The sequence below is a fragment of the Halopseudomonas aestusnigri genome, from assembly GCF_002197985.1.
Taxonomy (GTDB): Bacteria; Pseudomonadota; Gammaproteobacteria; order Pseudomonadales; family Pseudomonadaceae; genus Halopseudomonas; species Halopseudomonas aestusnigri.
Map to the genome: position 1 here is coordinate 376,468 of NZ_NBYK01000001.1, position 16,198 is coordinate 392,665.

Annotated in this window: 16 protein-coding genes; 13 read left to right on the forward strand and 3 right to left on the reverse strand. The window is 62.0% G+C overall.

What is annotated here, in order from left to right; translation table 11 throughout:
- Positions 1-19: 19 nt before the first annotated feature.
- Genes B7O88_RS01795 through lipB form a run of 11 tightly spaced genes read left to right on the forward strand, consistent with a single transcriptional unit; the run spans position 20 to position 9,911 of the window.
- Positions 20-1,285, forward strand: a complete 1,266-nt coding sequence (locus tag B7O88_RS01795) for a glutamate-5-semialdehyde dehydrogenase (protein WP_228245241.1) — start codon at positions 20-22, stop codon at positions 1,283-1,285.
- 10 nt (positions 1,286-1,295) lie between these two features.
- On the forward strand, positions 1,296-1,934 hold the full coding sequence (gene nadD, locus B7O88_RS01800) for a nicotinate-nucleotide adenylyltransferase (protein WP_088273475.1): 639 nt from the start codon (positions 1,296-1,298) through the stop codon (positions 1,932-1,934).
- Between the two features lie 8 nt (positions 1,935-1,942).
- Positions 1,943-2,299 (forward strand): ribosome silencing factor, encoded by a 357-nt coding sequence (rsfS, locus tag B7O88_RS01805; protein WP_088273476.1) that lies wholly within the window; start codon positions 1,943-1,945, stop codon positions 2,297-2,299.
- A gap of 6 nt (positions 2,300-2,305) precedes the next feature.
- Positions 2,306-2,773 (forward strand): 23S rRNA (pseudouridine(1915)-N(3))-methyltransferase RlmH, encoded by a 468-nt coding sequence (rlmH, locus tag B7O88_RS01810; RefSeq protein ID WP_088273477.1) that lies wholly within the window; start codon positions 2,306-2,308, stop codon positions 2,771-2,773.
- A gap of 3 nt (positions 2,774-2,776) precedes the next feature.
- Positions 2,777-4,660 carry a penicillin-binding protein 2 gene (gene mrdA / locus B7O88_RS01815; protein WP_088273478.1) on the forward strand — a complete coding sequence of 628 codons (1,884 nt, stop codon included), beginning with the start codon at positions 2,777-2,779 and terminating at the stop codon, positions 4,658-4,660.
- Positions 4,657-5,790 (forward strand): rod shape-determining protein RodA, encoded by a 1,134-nt coding sequence (gene rodA / locus B7O88_RS01820; RefSeq protein ID WP_088273479.1) that lies wholly within the window; start codon positions 4,657-4,659, stop codon positions 5,788-5,790. Before mrdA ends, rodA begins: the two co-directional genes overlap by 4 nt.
- A 29-nt stretch (positions 5,791-5,819) precedes the next feature.
- Positions 5,820-6,827: a lytic murein transglycosylase B gene (gene mltB, locus B7O88_RS01825; protein ID WP_200818399.1), complete on the forward strand. Its 1,008-nt coding sequence runs from the start codon at positions 5,820-5,822 to the stop codon at positions 6,825-6,827.
- Positions 6,824-7,744, forward strand: a complete 921-nt coding sequence (locus B7O88_RS01830) for a septal ring lytic transglycosylase RlpA family protein (RefSeq protein WP_088273481.1) — start codon at positions 6,824-6,826, stop codon at positions 7,742-7,744. Before mltB ends, B7O88_RS01830 begins: the two co-directional genes overlap by 4 nt.
- 45 nt (positions 7,745-7,789) lie before the next feature.
- Positions 7,790-8,989, forward strand: a complete 1,200-nt coding sequence (locus B7O88_RS01835; protein WP_088273916.1) for a D-alanyl-D-alanine carboxypeptidase family protein — start codon at positions 7,790-7,792, stop codon at positions 8,987-8,989.
- Positions 8,990-9,000: 11 nt separating this feature from the next.
- Positions 9,001-9,279, forward strand: coding sequence for an HP0495 family protein (locus B7O88_RS01840; RefSeq protein WP_088273482.1), 279 nt, complete (start codon positions 9,001-9,003; stop codon positions 9,277-9,279).
- Positions 9,279-9,911, forward strand: a complete 633-nt coding sequence (gene lipB / locus B7O88_RS01845) for a lipoyl(octanoyl) transferase LipB (RefSeq protein WP_088273483.1) — start codon at positions 9,279-9,281, stop codon at positions 9,909-9,911. Before B7O88_RS01840 ends, lipB begins: the two co-directional genes overlap by 1 nt.
- 33 nt (positions 9,912-9,944) lie before the next feature.
- Here lipB and lipA read toward each other — a convergent pair whose 3' ends face one another.
- On the reverse strand, positions 9,945-10,994 hold the full coding sequence (lipA, locus tag B7O88_RS01850; RefSeq protein WP_088273484.1) for a lipoyl synthase: 1,050 nt from the start codon (positions 10,992-10,994) through the stop codon (positions 9,945-9,947).
- Positions 10,995-11,117: 123 nt separating this feature from the next.
- Entirely contained in the window at positions 11,118-12,419 is a 1,302-nt protein-coding gene (locus B7O88_RS01855) for a lytic murein transglycosylase (RefSeq protein ID WP_088273485.1), read from the reverse strand.
- Between the two features lie 360 nt (positions 12,420-12,779).
- On the opposite strand from B7O88_RS01855, the gene B7O88_RS01860 reads away from it, so the two are divergent.
- A complete protein-coding gene (locus B7O88_RS01860; protein WP_088273486.1) occupies positions 12,780-14,273 on the forward strand; it encodes a SulP family inorganic anion transporter in 1,494 nt (497 codons plus the stop codon).
- Positions 14,274-14,290: 17 nt separating this feature from the next.
- On the forward strand, positions 14,291-15,151 hold the full coding sequence (locus B7O88_RS01865) for a universal stress protein (protein ID WP_088273487.1): 861 nt from the start codon (positions 14,291-14,293) through the stop codon (positions 15,149-15,151).
- An 11-nt stretch (positions 15,152-15,162) separates the two neighbouring features.
- Here B7O88_RS01865 and holA read toward each other — a convergent pair whose 3' ends face one another.
- Complete coding sequence (holA, locus tag B7O88_RS01870) at positions 15,163-16,191, reverse strand: DNA polymerase III subunit delta (protein WP_088273488.1); 1,029 nt, start codon at positions 16,189-16,191, stop codon at positions 15,163-15,165.
- Between the last annotated feature and the right edge of the window lie 7 nt (positions 16,192-16,198).

The window sequence follows — 16,198 nt, forward strand, 5'->3', positions numbered from 1 at the left end:
GACAGGGGCAGGTGACAGCATGAGCGTTGAACAGGTAGCGGTATACATGACCGAGCTGGGGCAGAAGGCCCGCAAGGCCTCGCGCGTGATTGCCCGCACCCCGACCGCCGTCAAGAATGCTGCCCTGCTGGCTACCGCCGAGGCGATTGAAGCGGCCGCCGAGCGTCTGGTTGCAGCCAATGAGCTGGACCTGCAGGCCGGCCGCGACAACGGCCTTGATGAGGCGATGCTCGACCGTCTGGCGCTCACGCCGGCCCGTCTGGCCGCTATGGTCGAAGGCTTGCGCCAGGTGGCGGCACTTCCCGACCCGGTGGGCGCCATTCGCGACATGAAGTTTCTGCCTTCGGGCATCCAGGTTGGCAAGATGCGCGTGCCGCTCGGTGTGATCGGCATCATCTATGAGTCGCGTCCGAACGTGACCGTCGAGGCTGCCAGTCTGTGCCTCAAGTCCGGCAATGCCTGCATTCTGCGTGGTGGTTCCGAGTCCATCCATTCCAACCGAGCGATCGCCGAGTGCCTGCGTGAAGGGCTGGCGGCAGCGGGTCTGCCCAACGAGGTCGTGCAGGTGGTGGAAACCACCGATCGCGCCGCCGTGGGTGCGTTGATCACCATGCCCGAATACGTTGACGTGATCGTGCCGCGCGGCGGCAAGGGCCTGATCGAGCGCATCAGCAAGGACGCGCGTGTGCCGGTGATCAAGCACCTGGACGGCATCTGCCACGTCTATGTCGATGACCGCGCCGATTTCGACAAGGCCGAGGCTATCGTCATCAATGCCAAGACCCACCGCTATGGCGTTTGTAACGCGATGGAGACGCTGCTGGTTAACCAAGCCGTCGCCGAGCCGTTCCTCAAGCGTGTTGCCCCGCTCTATGCCGCCAAGGGCGTTGAGCTGCGCGGCTGTGCGGCGACCTGTGCGTTGCTGCCGGAGGTGGTCGCAGCGACCGAGGAGGACTGGTCGACCGAGTATCTGGCGCCGATTCTGTCGATCCGCATCGTTGCCGACATGGACGCCGCGATTGAGCACATCAACATCTACAGTTCGCAGCACACCGATGCGATGGTCTCGGAAGATTACACCCGTGCCCGTCGGTTCATTGCCGAAGTGGATTCCAGTTCGGTGATGATCAACGCCTCGACCCGCTTTGCCGACGGCTTCGAGTATGGTCTGGGTGCGGAGATCGGTATTTCCACCGACAAGATTCACGCTCGCGGTCCGGTTGGCCTGGAAGGGTTGACCAGCGAGAAGTACGTGGTGTTCGGTGACGGCCATATCCGTCAGTGAGCCGTTATTGATGCGCCGTGTCGGCCTGCTTGGCGGCACCTTTGATCCGGTGCATTTCGGGCATTTGCGCAGTGCGGTTGAAGTGTGCGAGCAGCTGCAGCTGGATGAGCTGAGGCTGATCCCAAGTGCGCGTCCACCGCACCGCGGAATGCCGGGAGCCACAGCTGCACAGCGATTGCGGATGGTGGAGCTGGCGCTGGGGCAGGGTGGCGGCCTGCAGGTGGATGATCGGGAGCTGCAGCGTGAACGCCCGTCCTATACGGTAGAAACACTGGAATCGCTGCGCCAGGAACTGGGATCGGACGTGGCTCTGTTCATGGTGCTGGGCTGGGATGCCTTCTGCGGGCTGCCGAGTTGGCACCGCTGGGAGTCGCTGCTGGAGTTGGCCAATCTGGTTGTGCTGCAGCGCCCTGATTACGACCTCGAAGTGCCGGAGGTGCTCAAGGATTTGCTGGCTGCGCGCAGCTCAGACCAGCCCGAGCGCAGCCACGGGCAGATCATCTGCCTGTCGCAGACGCCGCTGGCAATCTCGGCAACCCATATTCGCACGTTGGTAGGCAGCGGCGCGTCGCCGCGTTTTCTGTTGCCGGATGCGGTGCTTGACTATATTGAAAACGAAGGGCTGTATCGGCCCTCTACTAAGGATTGAAAATCTACATGCAGATTGAAGAACTGGTTCAGTTGGTGGTCGACGCGCTCGAAGAGCTGAAGGCCAAGGACATCGTCAAGATCGATGTGCGCGAACACACCAGCGTTACCGACTACATGATTATCGCCAGCGGCAGCTCCAACCGTCAGGTCAAGGCGCTGGCAGACAACGTCGTGGAGAAGGCCAAGGATGCCGGCCGTCAACCGATGGGCGTGGAGGGCAAGGAGTCTGGCGAGTGGGTGCTGGTCGATCTGGCCGATGTGGTCGTGCACATCATGCAGCCGGCTACCCGCGAGTTCTATGACCTTGAGCGCCTGTGGCAGAGCGCTGAATCGCGTCGGGCACAGCACCAGCCGACGGAGTAAGCGACCTTGCGCCTTCGCCTGATCAGCGTGGCCTCACGCATGCCGCGCTGGGTCGAGGACGGCTATCAGGAGTACGCCAAGCGCATGCCGCCTGACTTGCCTCTGGAGCTGGTCGAGATCCCGTTGACGACCCGCGGCAAGAATGCCGACGTGGCGCGCCTGATGCGCCGTGAGGGCGAGCAGATGCTGGCTGCAGTGCAACCGGGGGAACGGATCGTGACTCTGGAGGTCAATGGTCGCGCCTGGTCTACCGAAACGCTGGCCGAGCAGTTGGAAAGCTGGCGGCTGGACGCGCGCAACGTGAACCTCATGGTAGGTGGCCCCGAAGGGCTGGCCGAGGAGGTCGCGGTGCGCAGCGATCAGCGCTGGTCGCTGTCGCCGCTGACGTTGCCGCATCCGTTGGTGCGTATCCTGCTGGCGGAGCAGCTGTACCGGGCCTGGACCATTCTCAATCGTCATCCCTATCACAAGTGATTCATGGCCAAGCCGATTCACCTGAAAGACCATAACCATGATGCCCGTATCGTCCAGCGTCGCCTGATTCTGGCTGCGGTGTTCATTCTGGGGCTGGTTGGCGCGCTGGTTGCGCGGATGTATTACCTGCAGGTGACCCAGTACGAGTATCACTCGACGCTGTCCGAGAACAACCGGGTCCATGTTCAGCCCATTCCGCCGACTCGCGGTCGTATCTACGACCGTAACGGCGTGGTGCTGGCGGAGAATCGGCCCAGCTTCAGTCTGACCATTACCCGTGACCGGGTTGAGGATCTGCCGGCCACCTTCGAGCTGCTCAAGTCCCTGCTCGAACTCAGCGAGGAGGACGCCGCGCAGGCAGAACGCCGGCTATCTCAGGCACGTCGCCCGTTCGAGTCGGTGCCGGTGATGTTCGAGCTGACCCAGGAACAGATTGCGCGTATTGCGATCAACCAGTTCCGCCTGCCCGGTGTCGACGTTCAGGCGAGCTTCGTGCGTTATTACCCCTTCGCCGATCACTTTGCCCATGCTCTGGGTTATGTTGGGCGTATCAACGAGCAGGAGCTCAAGTCAATTGATCCGGTCGCCTATGCCGGCACCCACTACATCGGCAAAACCGGTATCGAACGGTATTACGAGCAGCTGCTGCACGGCACCGTCGGCTATGAGGAAGTGGAAACCAATGCCCGCGGCCGCGTGCTGCGGGTGCTCAATCGTACCGATCCGATTCCCGGCCGCGATCTGACCCTGGAGCTGGACGTCAAGCTTCAGCAGGTGGCAGAGGAGGCGCTGGGTGATCGGCGTGGCGCGGTAGTGGCTATCGACCCTGCCACCGGCGGGGTGCTGGCCTTTGTCAGCAAGCCCGGTTTTGACCCCAATCTGTTCGTGACCGGCATCAGCTATGCCGATTACGGCGCCTTGCGTGATTCGCTCGACCAGCCGCTGTTTAACCGGGTGCTGCGGGGCCAGTATCCGCCGGGCTCGACGATCAAGCCGATTGTTGCGCTGGCGGGTCTGGATGCGGGCGTGGTAACCCGTACCAGCCGGGTCTATGACCCTGGCTTTTATCAACTGCCCAATGTCAGCCACAAATACCGCAACTGGAATCGCTCAGGGGACGGCTGGGTTGATATGTCCTATGCCATTGCCCGTTCCAACGATACCTACTTTTACGATCTGGCCAACAAGCTGGGCATTGATCGGATGCACGATTTCATGAGTCAGTTCGGGATCGGTCAGCGTGTATCGATCGACATGTACGAAGAGGCTGCCGGGCTCATGCCGTCCAGTAGCTGGAAGCGCACCAAGTACCGCCAGCCCTGGTATCCGGGGGAAACCCTGATTGCCGGCATTGGCCAAGGGTACATGCTGGCTACTCCGCTGCAGCTGGCCCAGTCCACTGCATTGATTGCCAGTCGCGGTGTCTGGCACCGCCCGCGGCTGTTGAAGAACGCCGAAGGCGTGCTGCCGGACGAATCCGAGACCCCGCCGAATATTCAGCTGCGCAACCCCGCAGACTGGGATTTCATTACCCAGGCCATGCAGGATGTCATGCAGTCGCCCCATGGAACTGCGAGGGCTGCAGCCGCAGGCGCGACCTACAACATGGCAGGCAAGAGCGGTACTGCGCAGGTGGTTGCGATTGCCCAGGGTGAGCGGTACGACTCCGCGGCGCTGCGTGAGCGACATCGCGACCATGCCCTGTTTGTCGGTTTTGCACCGACCGAAAATCCCATGATCGCGGTGGCTGCCCTGGTCGAGAATGGTGAGGGTGGCGGCCGGGTTGCCGGTCCTGTGGTGAGGGCTGTGTTTGACGCCTGGGTAGTGCCGCGCCTTGAGGCCGAGCAGCAGCAAGGGCACGCCGAATCTCGGGAGAATGGACAATGAAGTCGATTCCGGTTTCCAGTCACGGTCTTCGGCGGCGCGAGTCGATCTGGATGCGTATTCACGTCGATCCCTGGCTGTTGCTGCTTATTCTTGCGCTGGCAACGGTGGATGCCTTTGTTCTCTATTCCGCCAGTGGCAAGAGCATGCCGATGGTAGTGCGACAGATGGCGTACTTCGCAGTAGGTATCTCGGCGATGATCGTAGTGGCGCAGTTTCAGCCGCGTTTTATGCAGCGCTGGGTGCCGGTTGCCTACATTGGCGGTGCGCTGCTGTTGCTGGCCGTACTGCTGGTGGGTACCGAGGCAAAGGGCGCGCAGCGCTGGTTGACGATTCCCGGGGTGACACGTTTCCAACCGTCGGAAATCATGAAGCTGGTCATGCCGATGAGCGTCGCCTGGTACCTCGGACGGCGTAATCTGCCGCCGAGCTTCAAGCAGGTGGTGGTCACCCTGACGATCATCTTTGTGCCGACCTTGCTGATTCTCAAACAGCCTGATCTCGGTACCTCTTTGCTCATCGCCGCATCCGGCATTTTTGCGCTGTTGCTGGCCGGCCTGCGCTGGCGCTACATCATCGGCGCCCTGCTGGCGCTGGCTCCGGCGGCGGCCGGTATGTGGTACTTCGTCATGCACGGCTACCAGAAGCAGCGCGTGCTGACCTTCCTTAACCCGGAGAGTGATCCGCTGGGTTCCGGCTGGAACATCATCCAGTCCAAGGCGGCCATTGGCTCGGGCGGGGTGTTCGGCAAAGGCTGGCTGCAGGGCACCCAGTCTCATCTCGATTTTCTGCCAGAAGGGCATACCGACTTCATCATTGCGGTGCTGGCCGAGGAGTTCGGCATGGTGGGTGTCTGCCTGCTGCTGGGGGTGTATCTGCTGGTTATCGCCCGTGGCATGGTGATCACGTTGCAAGCCCAGGATGCTTTCTGCAAACTGCTGGCGGGCAGTATTACGTTGACCTTTTTCGTATATGTCTTCGTCAACATCGGCATGGTCAGCGGCCTGCTGCCGGTGGTGGGGGTGCCGCTGCCGTTTATCAGCTACGGGGGAACCTCGCTGGTGACCCTGTTACTCGGATTCGGAATCCTCATGTCGATCCAGACGCACAAGAAATGGATGGCACAAAATTGATCGTATCTTCGTTTTTCCGGCGTGCCCGTATGGGCGCGGCGTTGCGTACCTGCTCCACGGCGCTGGCTGCCGCGCTGCTTGCCACTGGCGCTGTTGCTGTGCAGGCGGGGGACTATGGCCCTGATCATCCGGGTGTACCGGATTTTGTGCGGCAGATGCAGAGTGAGCACGGCTTCAGTGCCGAGCACGTGCAGGCGCTGCTGGATCAGGCGGTGCACCAGGACAACATCATCAAGGCAATCTCGCGTCCGGCCGAGCGGGTCAAACCCTGGCATGAGTACCGCGCGATCTTCATTACCGATCAGCGCATCGAGCGCGGGCTGGCGTTCTGGGCAGAACATGCCGATACGCTCGCGCGGGCCGAGCGGGAGTACGGTGTAGAGCCGGAGGTGATTCTGGCTATCATCGGCGTCGAGACCTTCTACGGCCGCAACATGGGCTCGTATCGCGTCCTCGATGCGCTCGCGACCCTGGGGTTCGACTACCCGCCGCGTGCCGACTTTTTCCGCAAGCAGTTGATGAGCTATATGGTGCTGACCCGCGAACAGCAGATCGACCCGCTGACCCTCAAGGGGTCGTACGCGGGTGCGATGGGCTTCGGCCAGTTCATTCCGTCCAGCTACCAGGCCTATGCCGTCGACTTTGATGGCGACGGCAAGGTTGATATCTGGAACAACCCGGTTGATGCGATCGGCAGTGTTGCCAACTATTTCCACCAGCACGGCTGGACTCACGGTGCCCGGGTCGCCATCGAGGCACAGGTCAGCGGAGACCGCTACCGGGACGGGTTGACCGAGCCCAAGGGCCTGGAAGCACGGCAGAGTGTTGGCGAACTCAAGGCGCTGGGCTGGACACCGCAGGCCACCCTGGCAGACGATGAGCAGGTCATGGCTTTCGAGTTCGACGCCGGGGAACGAATGCAGTACTGGGTGGGTCTGAACAACCTGTACGTCATCACCCGCTACAATCGCAGCGTCATGTATGCCATGGTGGTACATCAACTCGCAGACCTGTTACGTGAGGCCAGGCCCGAATGATGCTGAATGTCCTGTCATCCATGCGTTATGTGCTGCTCGGCGGTCTGGTCGCGCTCGCTGCCTGCTCATCCAATCCGCAAAGCGGACCCTCGACCAGCCCTGGCGCCGCTGCGGGCGCGCCGGCCGACAGCCGGCCGCTGCGTGACGGGCCGCCCAGCTATATGCAGGATGTATCGCTGATTCCGGATGCGGTGCCGACGCCGCACACCGGGGCATTCAAGGCGTCGCCCTACACGGTCCTTGGCCAGCGTTACCATCCGATGCAGGACGGCCGCAGCTATCGGGAGGAGGGCACGGCGTCCTGGTACGGCACCAAGTTCCACGGTCAGCACACCGCCAATGGCGAGGTATACGACTTGTATGGGATGTCTGCCGCACACAAGACCTTGCCATTGCCGACCTACGTTCAGGTCACCAACCTTGATAATCAGCGCAAGGTGATTGTCCGGGTCAATGACCGTGGGCCCTTCTATTCGGACCGGATTATCGACCTTTCCTTCGCCGCAGCAAAAAAACTGGGGTTCGCTGATCAGGGTACGGCCAGGGTGCGGGTCGAAGGCATTGATCCGGTGGCCTGGCGGCAACAGAACAACCCTGACTATCTGGTGACCCGAGAGGCCGTTGCCGCGGCACCGGTCATGGCCGCGTTGCCGCCAGAGCCGGTCGAGAACGTGCAGGCCGGGGGTTATTATCTTCAGGTCGGTGCATTTTCATCCGATCAGGCCGCACAGGCGCTGCGTCAGCGCGTGATGGGTCTGGTTGGCAACAATGTCCGGGTCAGCCCGGTACAGATTGATTCCCGTACCCTGCATCGTGTCAGGGTGGGGCCGCTGAATACTCAGGACGAGGCTCGACGGATGATGGAAACCCTGCGCGTAGCCAACCTGGGTACGCCCGCATTGGTCACTTCCAACTGATTTTAGTACCCGCGTAAACGCAACCCACCATTGATTGTGAGCACCATGTTGAAAAAACTGATTTCGACCCTGCTGATTACCTCCGTCGCGGCTCTGACGCTGACCGCTCAGGCACAGACGCCGGCCCGCCCGACCCTGAATGCGCCGTCGGCGGCTGCGCCGATCGTGCCGACTGCGCCGGAGCTGGCGGCGACAAGCTATCTGCTGATTGATGCCAACAGTGGCGCCGTGCTGGTGGAGCATAATGCCGATAACCCCCTGCCGCCGGCCAGCCTGACCAAGATGATGACCAGCTATATCGTCAGTCAGGAAATCAAGCGTGGCCAGATCGGCGAGAATGATCCGGTGCTGGTCAGCGAGAAGGCCTGGCGCATGGGTGGGTCCAAAATGTTCATCCGCGTCGGTACCGAGGTATCGGTGATCGACCTGCTGCGCGGCGTCATTATCCAGTCCGGTAATGATGCCAGTATCGCTCTGGCCGAGCACGTTGCCGGCAGCGAGGATGCCTTTGCCGACCTGATGAATGCGCAGGCGCAGCGGCTTGGCATGACCAACACGCACTTCGTCAACGCGACCGGCTGGCCGGCCGAGGATCACTATGCCTCGGCCCGGGACCTCGCGATTCTTGCGCAGGCGATCATTCGGGATGATCCGAAATCCCACTATGCGATCTATGGTGAGAAGGAGTTCGTCTGGAACGATATCCGTCAGCCCAACCGTAACCTGATGCTCTGGCGCGACAGCACGGTAGATGGCCTGAAGACCGGTCACACCGACGAGGCGGGTTTCTGCCTGGTGGCGTCGGCCAAGCGCGATGACATGCGTCTGATCTCGGTGGTCATGGGCACCACCAGTGAAGCTGCCCGGGCCGCAGAAACACAAAAGTTGCTTACCTGGGGCTTCCGCTTCTTTGAAACCAAAACCTTCTATCAGCCGGGTCAGGTTCTGGCCGATGAACGGGTCTGGAAAGGCGCGCAGAGCTCCGTGCAGCTGGGGCTGCAGGACGGTCTGATGCTGACGCTGCCGAAGGGCCAGTCAGACAAGCTGGAGGCCAGCCTGAGCTTGAATAAGCCGCTCATTGCCCCCATTCAGGTGGGAGACGTGTTGGGTGAAGTCGAGGTGAAGCTCGGCGAAGAGGTTGTCCACAAGGCGCCTCTGGTTGCACTCACCGCGGTTGAAGAGGGCGGTTTGTTTGGTCGTCTGTGGGACAGTATTCGTCTGTTCTTCTACGGCCTGTTTGATTGAGGAGGCCGCATATGGCCGATGTAACTGAGCCTCAGGCTCCAAAAATCGAATTTCCCTGTCAGTACCCGATCAAGGTGATCGGGACTGCTGGTGACGACTTTGCCGAGGTGATCTGCGAAGTGGTGGAGAAACACGCCCCCGGCATCGATACCACCACGGTCGAGATCAAGGACAGCAAGAACGGTCGTTTTCTGTCACTGCGGGTGGTCATCACAGCCACTGGTCAGGAGCAGCTCGAAGCATTGCATCGTGACCTCAAGGCCACCGGTCGCGTGCATATGGTGCTTTGATGGCAGGTCCCTCCGGGCTGGTCATTCGCCGCCTCGGGCTGGTGGACTACCAGCCCACCCTTGAAGCCATGCGCCGGCTTACCGAGGAGCGTGGCGCCGATACTCCCGACGAAATCTGGCTGCTGCAGCACCCCCGGGTATTTACCCAGGGGCAGGCGGGCAAGGCTGAACACGTCCTGGCGCCCGGTGATATCCCGGTCATCAAGGTAGAGCGTGGTGGTCAGGTGACCTATCATGGCCCGGGGCAGCTGGTGGCCTATCTGATGCTGGATCTGCGCCGCAAGAATCTGGGCGTGCGTGACCTTGTGACTGCTATGGAGCAGAGCCTGGTCGATGTGCTGGCCCTGCATGGCGTCGAAGCGGCGCCGCGTGCTGATGCGCCGGGTGTTTATGTTGGTGCGGACAAGATTGCCTCGCTGGGGCTGCGGGTACGCCGCGGCTGTTCGTTCCACGGGTTGGCACTGAATCTGGATATGGATCTCGAGCCGTTTCGGCGGATCAACCCGTGCGGCTACGCCGGTCTGCGCATGACCCAGCTGGCTGAGCACGTCGAGGGGCCGGTAGATATGCTTCTGGTCGAGGAGCAACTGGCAGCCGCGCTGCGCAAGCGCCTTGGATACATCGCAGAGTAGAGTTGTTCGGGCGCGTCTGCGCCCGACTCGGTTTCAGCTCAGATTCAGGGTCGGAATCAGGCTGGCATCGACTGCCTGGCCCGGTACCGGAGCGGGCGCTGCCAGGCCCAGGTTGTTTTTCTCGAATACCCGGTCGGCTCGGTAGCTGGAGCGCACCAGCGGGCCGGCGGCCACTTCCATGAAGCCCATCTCCAGACCGATCTCGCGATAGCGGTTGAACTCTTCAGGGCTGACCCAGCGTTGTACCGCCAAGTGATTGCGGGTCGGCTGCAGGTACTGGCCAAGGGTAACGATATCCACGCCGATTTCGCGCAGATCCCTGAAGGTTTGCAGGATTTCGTCGTCGGTCTCACCCAGTCCAACCATCAGGCTGGTTTTGGTCAACACCTGCGGCCGGTGCTTCTTGGCGTGGGCCAGTACGTTCAGCGTCTTGCGGTATCCGGCGCGCGGGTCGCGTACCTCGTGGGTCAGGCGTTCGACGGTTTCCACGTTCTGGGCGAAGACTTCCAGACCTGAATCAACGACCGCTTCAATCGCGCTCAGCTCGCCGTCAAAGTCAGGCGTAAGGGCCTCGACGACCACCTGGGGCGTACGTGCCTTGATCGCGCGGACGCAGGCGGCGTAATGGGCAGCGCCGCCGTCGTCCAGATCGTCCCGGTCGACCGAGGTCAGCACGATATAGCGCAGGGCCATTAGCTCGACGGATTTCGCGGTGTTCTCCGGCTCTTCCTTGTCCAGCCAGCCGTTCGGGTTGCCGGTGTCCACCGCGCAGAAACGGCAGGCGCGGGTGCAGACCGATCCCATGAGCATGATGGTGGCGGTGCCGTTGGACCAGCATTCGCCCATATTGGGGCAATGGGATTCCTGGCAGACCGTGCTCAGGCGATGTTCGCTGACATTACGTTTGACTGCCTCAAAACGGTCACCGCCGGGTGCCTTGACCCGCAGCCACTTGGGCTTTGGCGAAAACACCTGGGGTTCGGCGTTGGCGCGACGTTTCTGGCCATCCTTGATGGCGGCAATGCCCTGGGCGTTGCGAAACTTTTCGCCGCTGGCAACGGACTTCTGCGGGGTGTCGGACATGATCGGCAGGGCTCCTGGTAGAGGCTCCGTAGGGTGCTGAAGGAGGCACGGGTCGGCTTGTGGCCGTCGCAAATTCTACCACAGTGGCGCAAGCGCGCGCAGCGCTGAGCTGCGCGCTGATGATCATGGCCGGCGCAGCGCCTCGAGCAGCTCGACCGAGGCGTAACCGTCTGCCGGCCAGCCCTGTTGCTGCTGGAAGCTGCGAATGGCGCGCCGGGTATTGGCGCCGATAATGCCGTCTATGCCGCCCGGCTCCAGGCTTTTCTCGGTCAGCAGGGTCTGCAGTTCGATGCGCTCAGTGCGTGACAGTGGGCGGTCATCGGTCGGCCAGTCGGCGACGATCCGTCCGCCACCCTGAAACCGCTCGGACAGCAGGCCGATGGCCAGCGCATAACTCGACGAGTTGTTGTAGCGCATGATGGTGCTGAAGTTATGCAGCAGCAGGAAGGCGGGGCCACGATGACCTGCGGGCAGCAGCAGCGCGGCGCGCTGGTCGGCCAGATTATCGGCAAGGCGCTGGCCTCCGGGGGCGGTGACGCCCAGCGCTTGCCATTCTGCAACGGTCTTCTTCACCGCCGGGTCGGCCTGGGCATAATCGAAGTTGGCTGGCAGCAACACTTCCTGGCCCCAAGAGTGGCCGGTGCGCCAGCCGGATTGCTGCAGGTAATGCGCAGCCGAGGCCAAGGCGTCGGCTGGTGAGTTCCAGATATCACGTTTGCCATTGCCATCGAAATCCACAGCGTACTGGTTGTATGTGGTGGGAATAAACTGGGTCTGCCCCATGGCACCTGCCCATGACCCAAGCATGCCTGCCGGTTCGATGTCGCGGTGCTGCAGGATATCCAGAGCTGCCAGTAACTGATCGTGGGCAAAGCGCGGGCGTCGGCCCTCGTGGGCCAGGGTGGCCAACGAGCGAATAACCGGGCGGTTGCCCATGTTCTGGCCGTAGTTGCTCTCCAGCCCCCAGATGGCGGCCAGAATGTGCCGGTCTACCCCGTAGCGCTGTTCGATGGCATTCAGCGTCTCGCGTTCGGCGGCCAGGCGACTGCGGCCGGTCGATACCCGCTGGCTGGACATGGCGCTGTCGAGATAGGCCCACACTGGCCGGGAGAACTCGGGCTGGCTGCGGTCCGCCCTGATGACATCTTCATCCGGGGTGACGCCTGCAAAGGCGCGGTCAAAGAGTTCGGCGTCGATACCCTTGTCCAGTGCCTCCTGGCGAAAGCTGTCTCGCCATTGGGCGAAGGTCTGCGGTTTGGGCGCTTGTGCCGGCACCGCTGCCGGCGCAACGGCTGCGGCGGGCGGCTGGGTCGGTGCCGCTTGCGCGAGCGCGGCGCTGGGTGCGTCTGCGCAGGCGGTGAGCCAGATAAGGCTGCACGAGGTGATCAGATGGAGGCGGGCCTTGCGGCTGAGGGGTGTGGGCATGCAGGTTCCCTAGGGTCTTATTTTGGAGCTTACGGGTGCCGCTGGAGCCCCGTTCTTGAGGCTTTGGAGGTTGTCTCCGGGGAAAGGTTCCGGCTGCAGAGCCTGACAATGACAGGTGCCGCGTTACTCGGCAAGGGCTGAAAATGACTTCGTTCGGCAGGGTGTGGTAAAGTTCGCGGCCTTGAATGGAATCCGCCCCGATATGCTCATGTTGCTACGTAACGGCGTTACGCCACCATAGTTTTGCTCCCCGGCCAGCCTCCGCGCTGCTGACCTTGTGCGCGCTCGCGCACCTTTTCTTGCATGGCTGTCTTGTGGTCATGTCGTGTTTTCGCTGTTTTTGACAGGCAAGTAATTCCTATGAATCTAATAGAAACCGTCCGCAATGAGTGGTTCTCCAATGTGCGCGGCGATCTGCTGTCCGGGTTGGTTGTTGCATTGGCGCTGATTCCAGAGGCCATCGCTTTTTCCATCATCGCTGGTGTCGACCCCAAGGTTGGCTTGTACGCCTCGTTCTGCATTGCGGTGGTTATTGCGTTCACCGGTGGTCGTCCGGGCATGATTTCGGCAGCTACCGGCGCGATGGCTCTGCTGATGGTGACACTGGTCAAGGATCACGGCCTTGAGTATCTGCTGGCGGCTTCGTTGCTGTGCGGGGTGTTGCAGATCGGCGCCGGCTATCTGCGGCTCGGGTCGCTGATGCGGTTTGTGTCGCGCTCGGTGGTCACCGGTTTCGTCAACGCGCTGGCCATTCTGATTTTCATGGCTCAGTTGCCGGAACTGACGGGGGGTACCTGGCACGTCTATGCCATGACCGCTGCGGGCCTCGGGGTTATCTACCTGTTCCCGCTGCTGCCGCGCGTCGGCAAGGTGATTCCCTCGCCGCTGGTTTGCATTTTGTTGCTGACTGCGGTATCGATCTATCTCGGGCTGGATATTCGCACTGTCAGCGATATGGGCGAGCTGCCCGATACCCTGCCGGTCTTCCTCTGGCCGGACGTGCCACTCAACCTCGATACGCTGATGATCATTCTGCCGTACTCTGCCGCGATGGCGGTGGTTGGGCTGCTTGAGTCGATGATGACTGCCACGATTGTCGACGATCTGACCGATACCAGTAGCGACAAGAACCGTGAGTGCAAGGGCCAGGGGGTAGCGAATATCGCATCGGGCCTGCTTGGCGGCATGGCGGGATGCGCCATGATCGGTCAGTCGGTGATCAATGTGAAGTCCGGTGGTCGTACTCGACTGTCCTGTTTGGTTGCAGGCATCGTGCTGCTGGTGCTGGTGGTGTTCGCCAGCGACTGGGTTGGTCAGATTCCCATGGCGGCGCTGGTGGCGGTGATGATCATGGTGTCGATCGGTACCTTCAGCTGGGACTCGATCCGCAACCTGCGTCACCACCCGTTGTCGACCAACCTGGTCATGCTGGCCACCGTATCAGTGGTGGTGGCGACCCATAACCTGGCCTATGGCGTGTTTGTCGGCGTGCTGCTGGCGGCTATGTTTTTCGCCAACAAGATTGGTCATTACCTGCATATCGGCAGCGTGCTGAGCGCCGATGGCGAAGAGCGTCGCTACGAGGTGGTGGGCCAGGTGTTTTTCAGTTCTGCGGACAAGTTTGCTGCGGGCTTTGATTTCAGGGAAGCGCTTGATAGGGTGGTGATTGACCTGAGTCGCGCCCACTTCTGGGATATCACCGCCGTGGGTGCACTGGACAAGGTCGTCATCAAGTTCCGCCGGGAGGGTACAGCGGTTGAGGTCATCGGCCTGAATGAGGCCAGCGCCACGATTGTGGATCGGTTTGGCGTGCATGACAAACCTGATGCGGTAGACCACATCGGCGGTCACTGAAAGCAACGGAGAGCATGATGAACGAACCACAGGTACTGGCCTGCATCGATGGCTCCGCATCCAGCGAGGCGGTCTGCGATTATGCCGCCTGGGCCAGCTTGCGCCTGTCCGCGCCGCTGACCTTGCTGCATGTATTGGAGCCCAGCGTCGGCGCATCGCCTGCCGACCTGTCCGGCAGCATCGGACTGGGTAGTCGCGAGCATCTGCTGAGCGAGCTGGCGGAGCTGGACGAACGACGAGCACGCCTGCTGCGCGAACAGGGCAAGCTGATGCTCGATGCTGCGACAGCCCGGGTGCGCGCAGACGGAGTGGCAGAACCCACTCTGCGGCAGCGCCGCGGGCGCCTGGTCGACACCCTGCAGGAGCTGGAAAGCTATATCCGGTTGCTGGTGGTTGGGCGACAGGGTGAAGCCGGCGGCTCGGCAGCGAGCCAGGTTGGCAGTCAGCTGGAAAGCGTAATTCGCACCATGCATCGGCCGGTACTGGTCTCTACCGGCGTATTCCGCTCGCCGCAGCGCGTGCTGGTGGCCTTCGATAACAGCCCAAGTGTTCGCAAGGGACTGGACCTGCTGTTGCAGAGTCCCTTGTTGGCCGGTCTGGCGATGCACCTGCTGATGGTCGGTGCCGATACTGCTGACGCGCGGGAGGCTCTTGAGTCCGCCCGCTTGCAGCTGCAGCAGGCAGGCGTCACGGCAACGGCCGAGATCCGCGCTGGCGCAGAGGTGGACTCGATACTTTTGGCCTGTCAGCGCGAGCAGGCAATGGATCTGATCGTCATGGGGGCCTACGGCCATTCGCCCATTCGCCGGTTTCTGGTCGGCAGCACGACCACGTCCATGCTCCGCCATGCCGAGTGCCCGTTGCTGCTGCTGCGCTGACCGCCCCTGACTCAGAGCGCCAGACGCGCGCCCGAGGCCTCGACCAGAATCCGTGCCAGGCCATCCCAAGGCGAACCCGGTGCCTGGCCCTTGATCTGCTCGTCCACGGTTTGGGCATCACCCAGCCAGCGTTCCCAGGCCATCGCCGGATGGCGTTGCAGTGCCGCGCGGAGCAAGGGTTTGCGCTTATCCCAGACCGGCGGACGCTGGCTGGCGAATACCTTGTCCAGCGGAATACCGCGGCTGTGCTGCTGTGCCATATCGGCCAGGGCCCGCAGTTCACGGCTCACAGCCCAGAGAATCACCGGAGCCTCGACCCCTTCGCCGCGCAGGCCATGAAGCATGCGCAGGGCATGTTCCGGCTGCCCCTGCAGCATGGCGTCGCTGAGGTTGAAAACGTCGAAGCGGGCGCTGTCGGCAACAACCTGCTGCACCGTCTCCAGGGTCAGCTGGCCCTGCGGGCAGTAGAGTTTCAGCTTCTCGATTTCCTGCGCTGCCGCCAGCAGATTGCCTTCCACCCGCGCGCAGAGCAGGTCGATCGCCTCGGGGCCAGCCTGCAGGCCGGCGGCAAGCAGGCGCTCGCGAATCCAGTTGGGTAATTGGGCAGGCTCAATCGGCCAGATCTGGACGAACCGGCTGTCAGCGTGTTCGATCAGGGTTTTTGCCCACTTGCTGCGCTGGGTCGTGCCATCGAGCTTGGGCAGACTGATCAGCAGGGTAGTGTCTTCGGCCGGTTGTTCCAGATAGGCCAGTAACGCCTTTGCTCCGGCGTCACCCGGTTTGCCCGAGGGAATGCGCAGTTCGAGCAAGCGCTTCTGGGCAAACAGCGAGAGGCTGTGGCTGGCTTCGTACAGCTGGGACCAGTCGAAGCTGCGGTCCACATCAAAAACCTGGCGCTCCTCGCTGCCGGCGTTGCGGCAGGCCTGGCGAATCAGGTCGCAGGCCTCGCCACAGAGCAGCGGATCATCACCGCTGACAACGTAGACGGCGCCCAGCTCGTCCCTGAGCTGCTTGCCCAGCTGGGGGGCGTTGAGCTTCATTACCTGC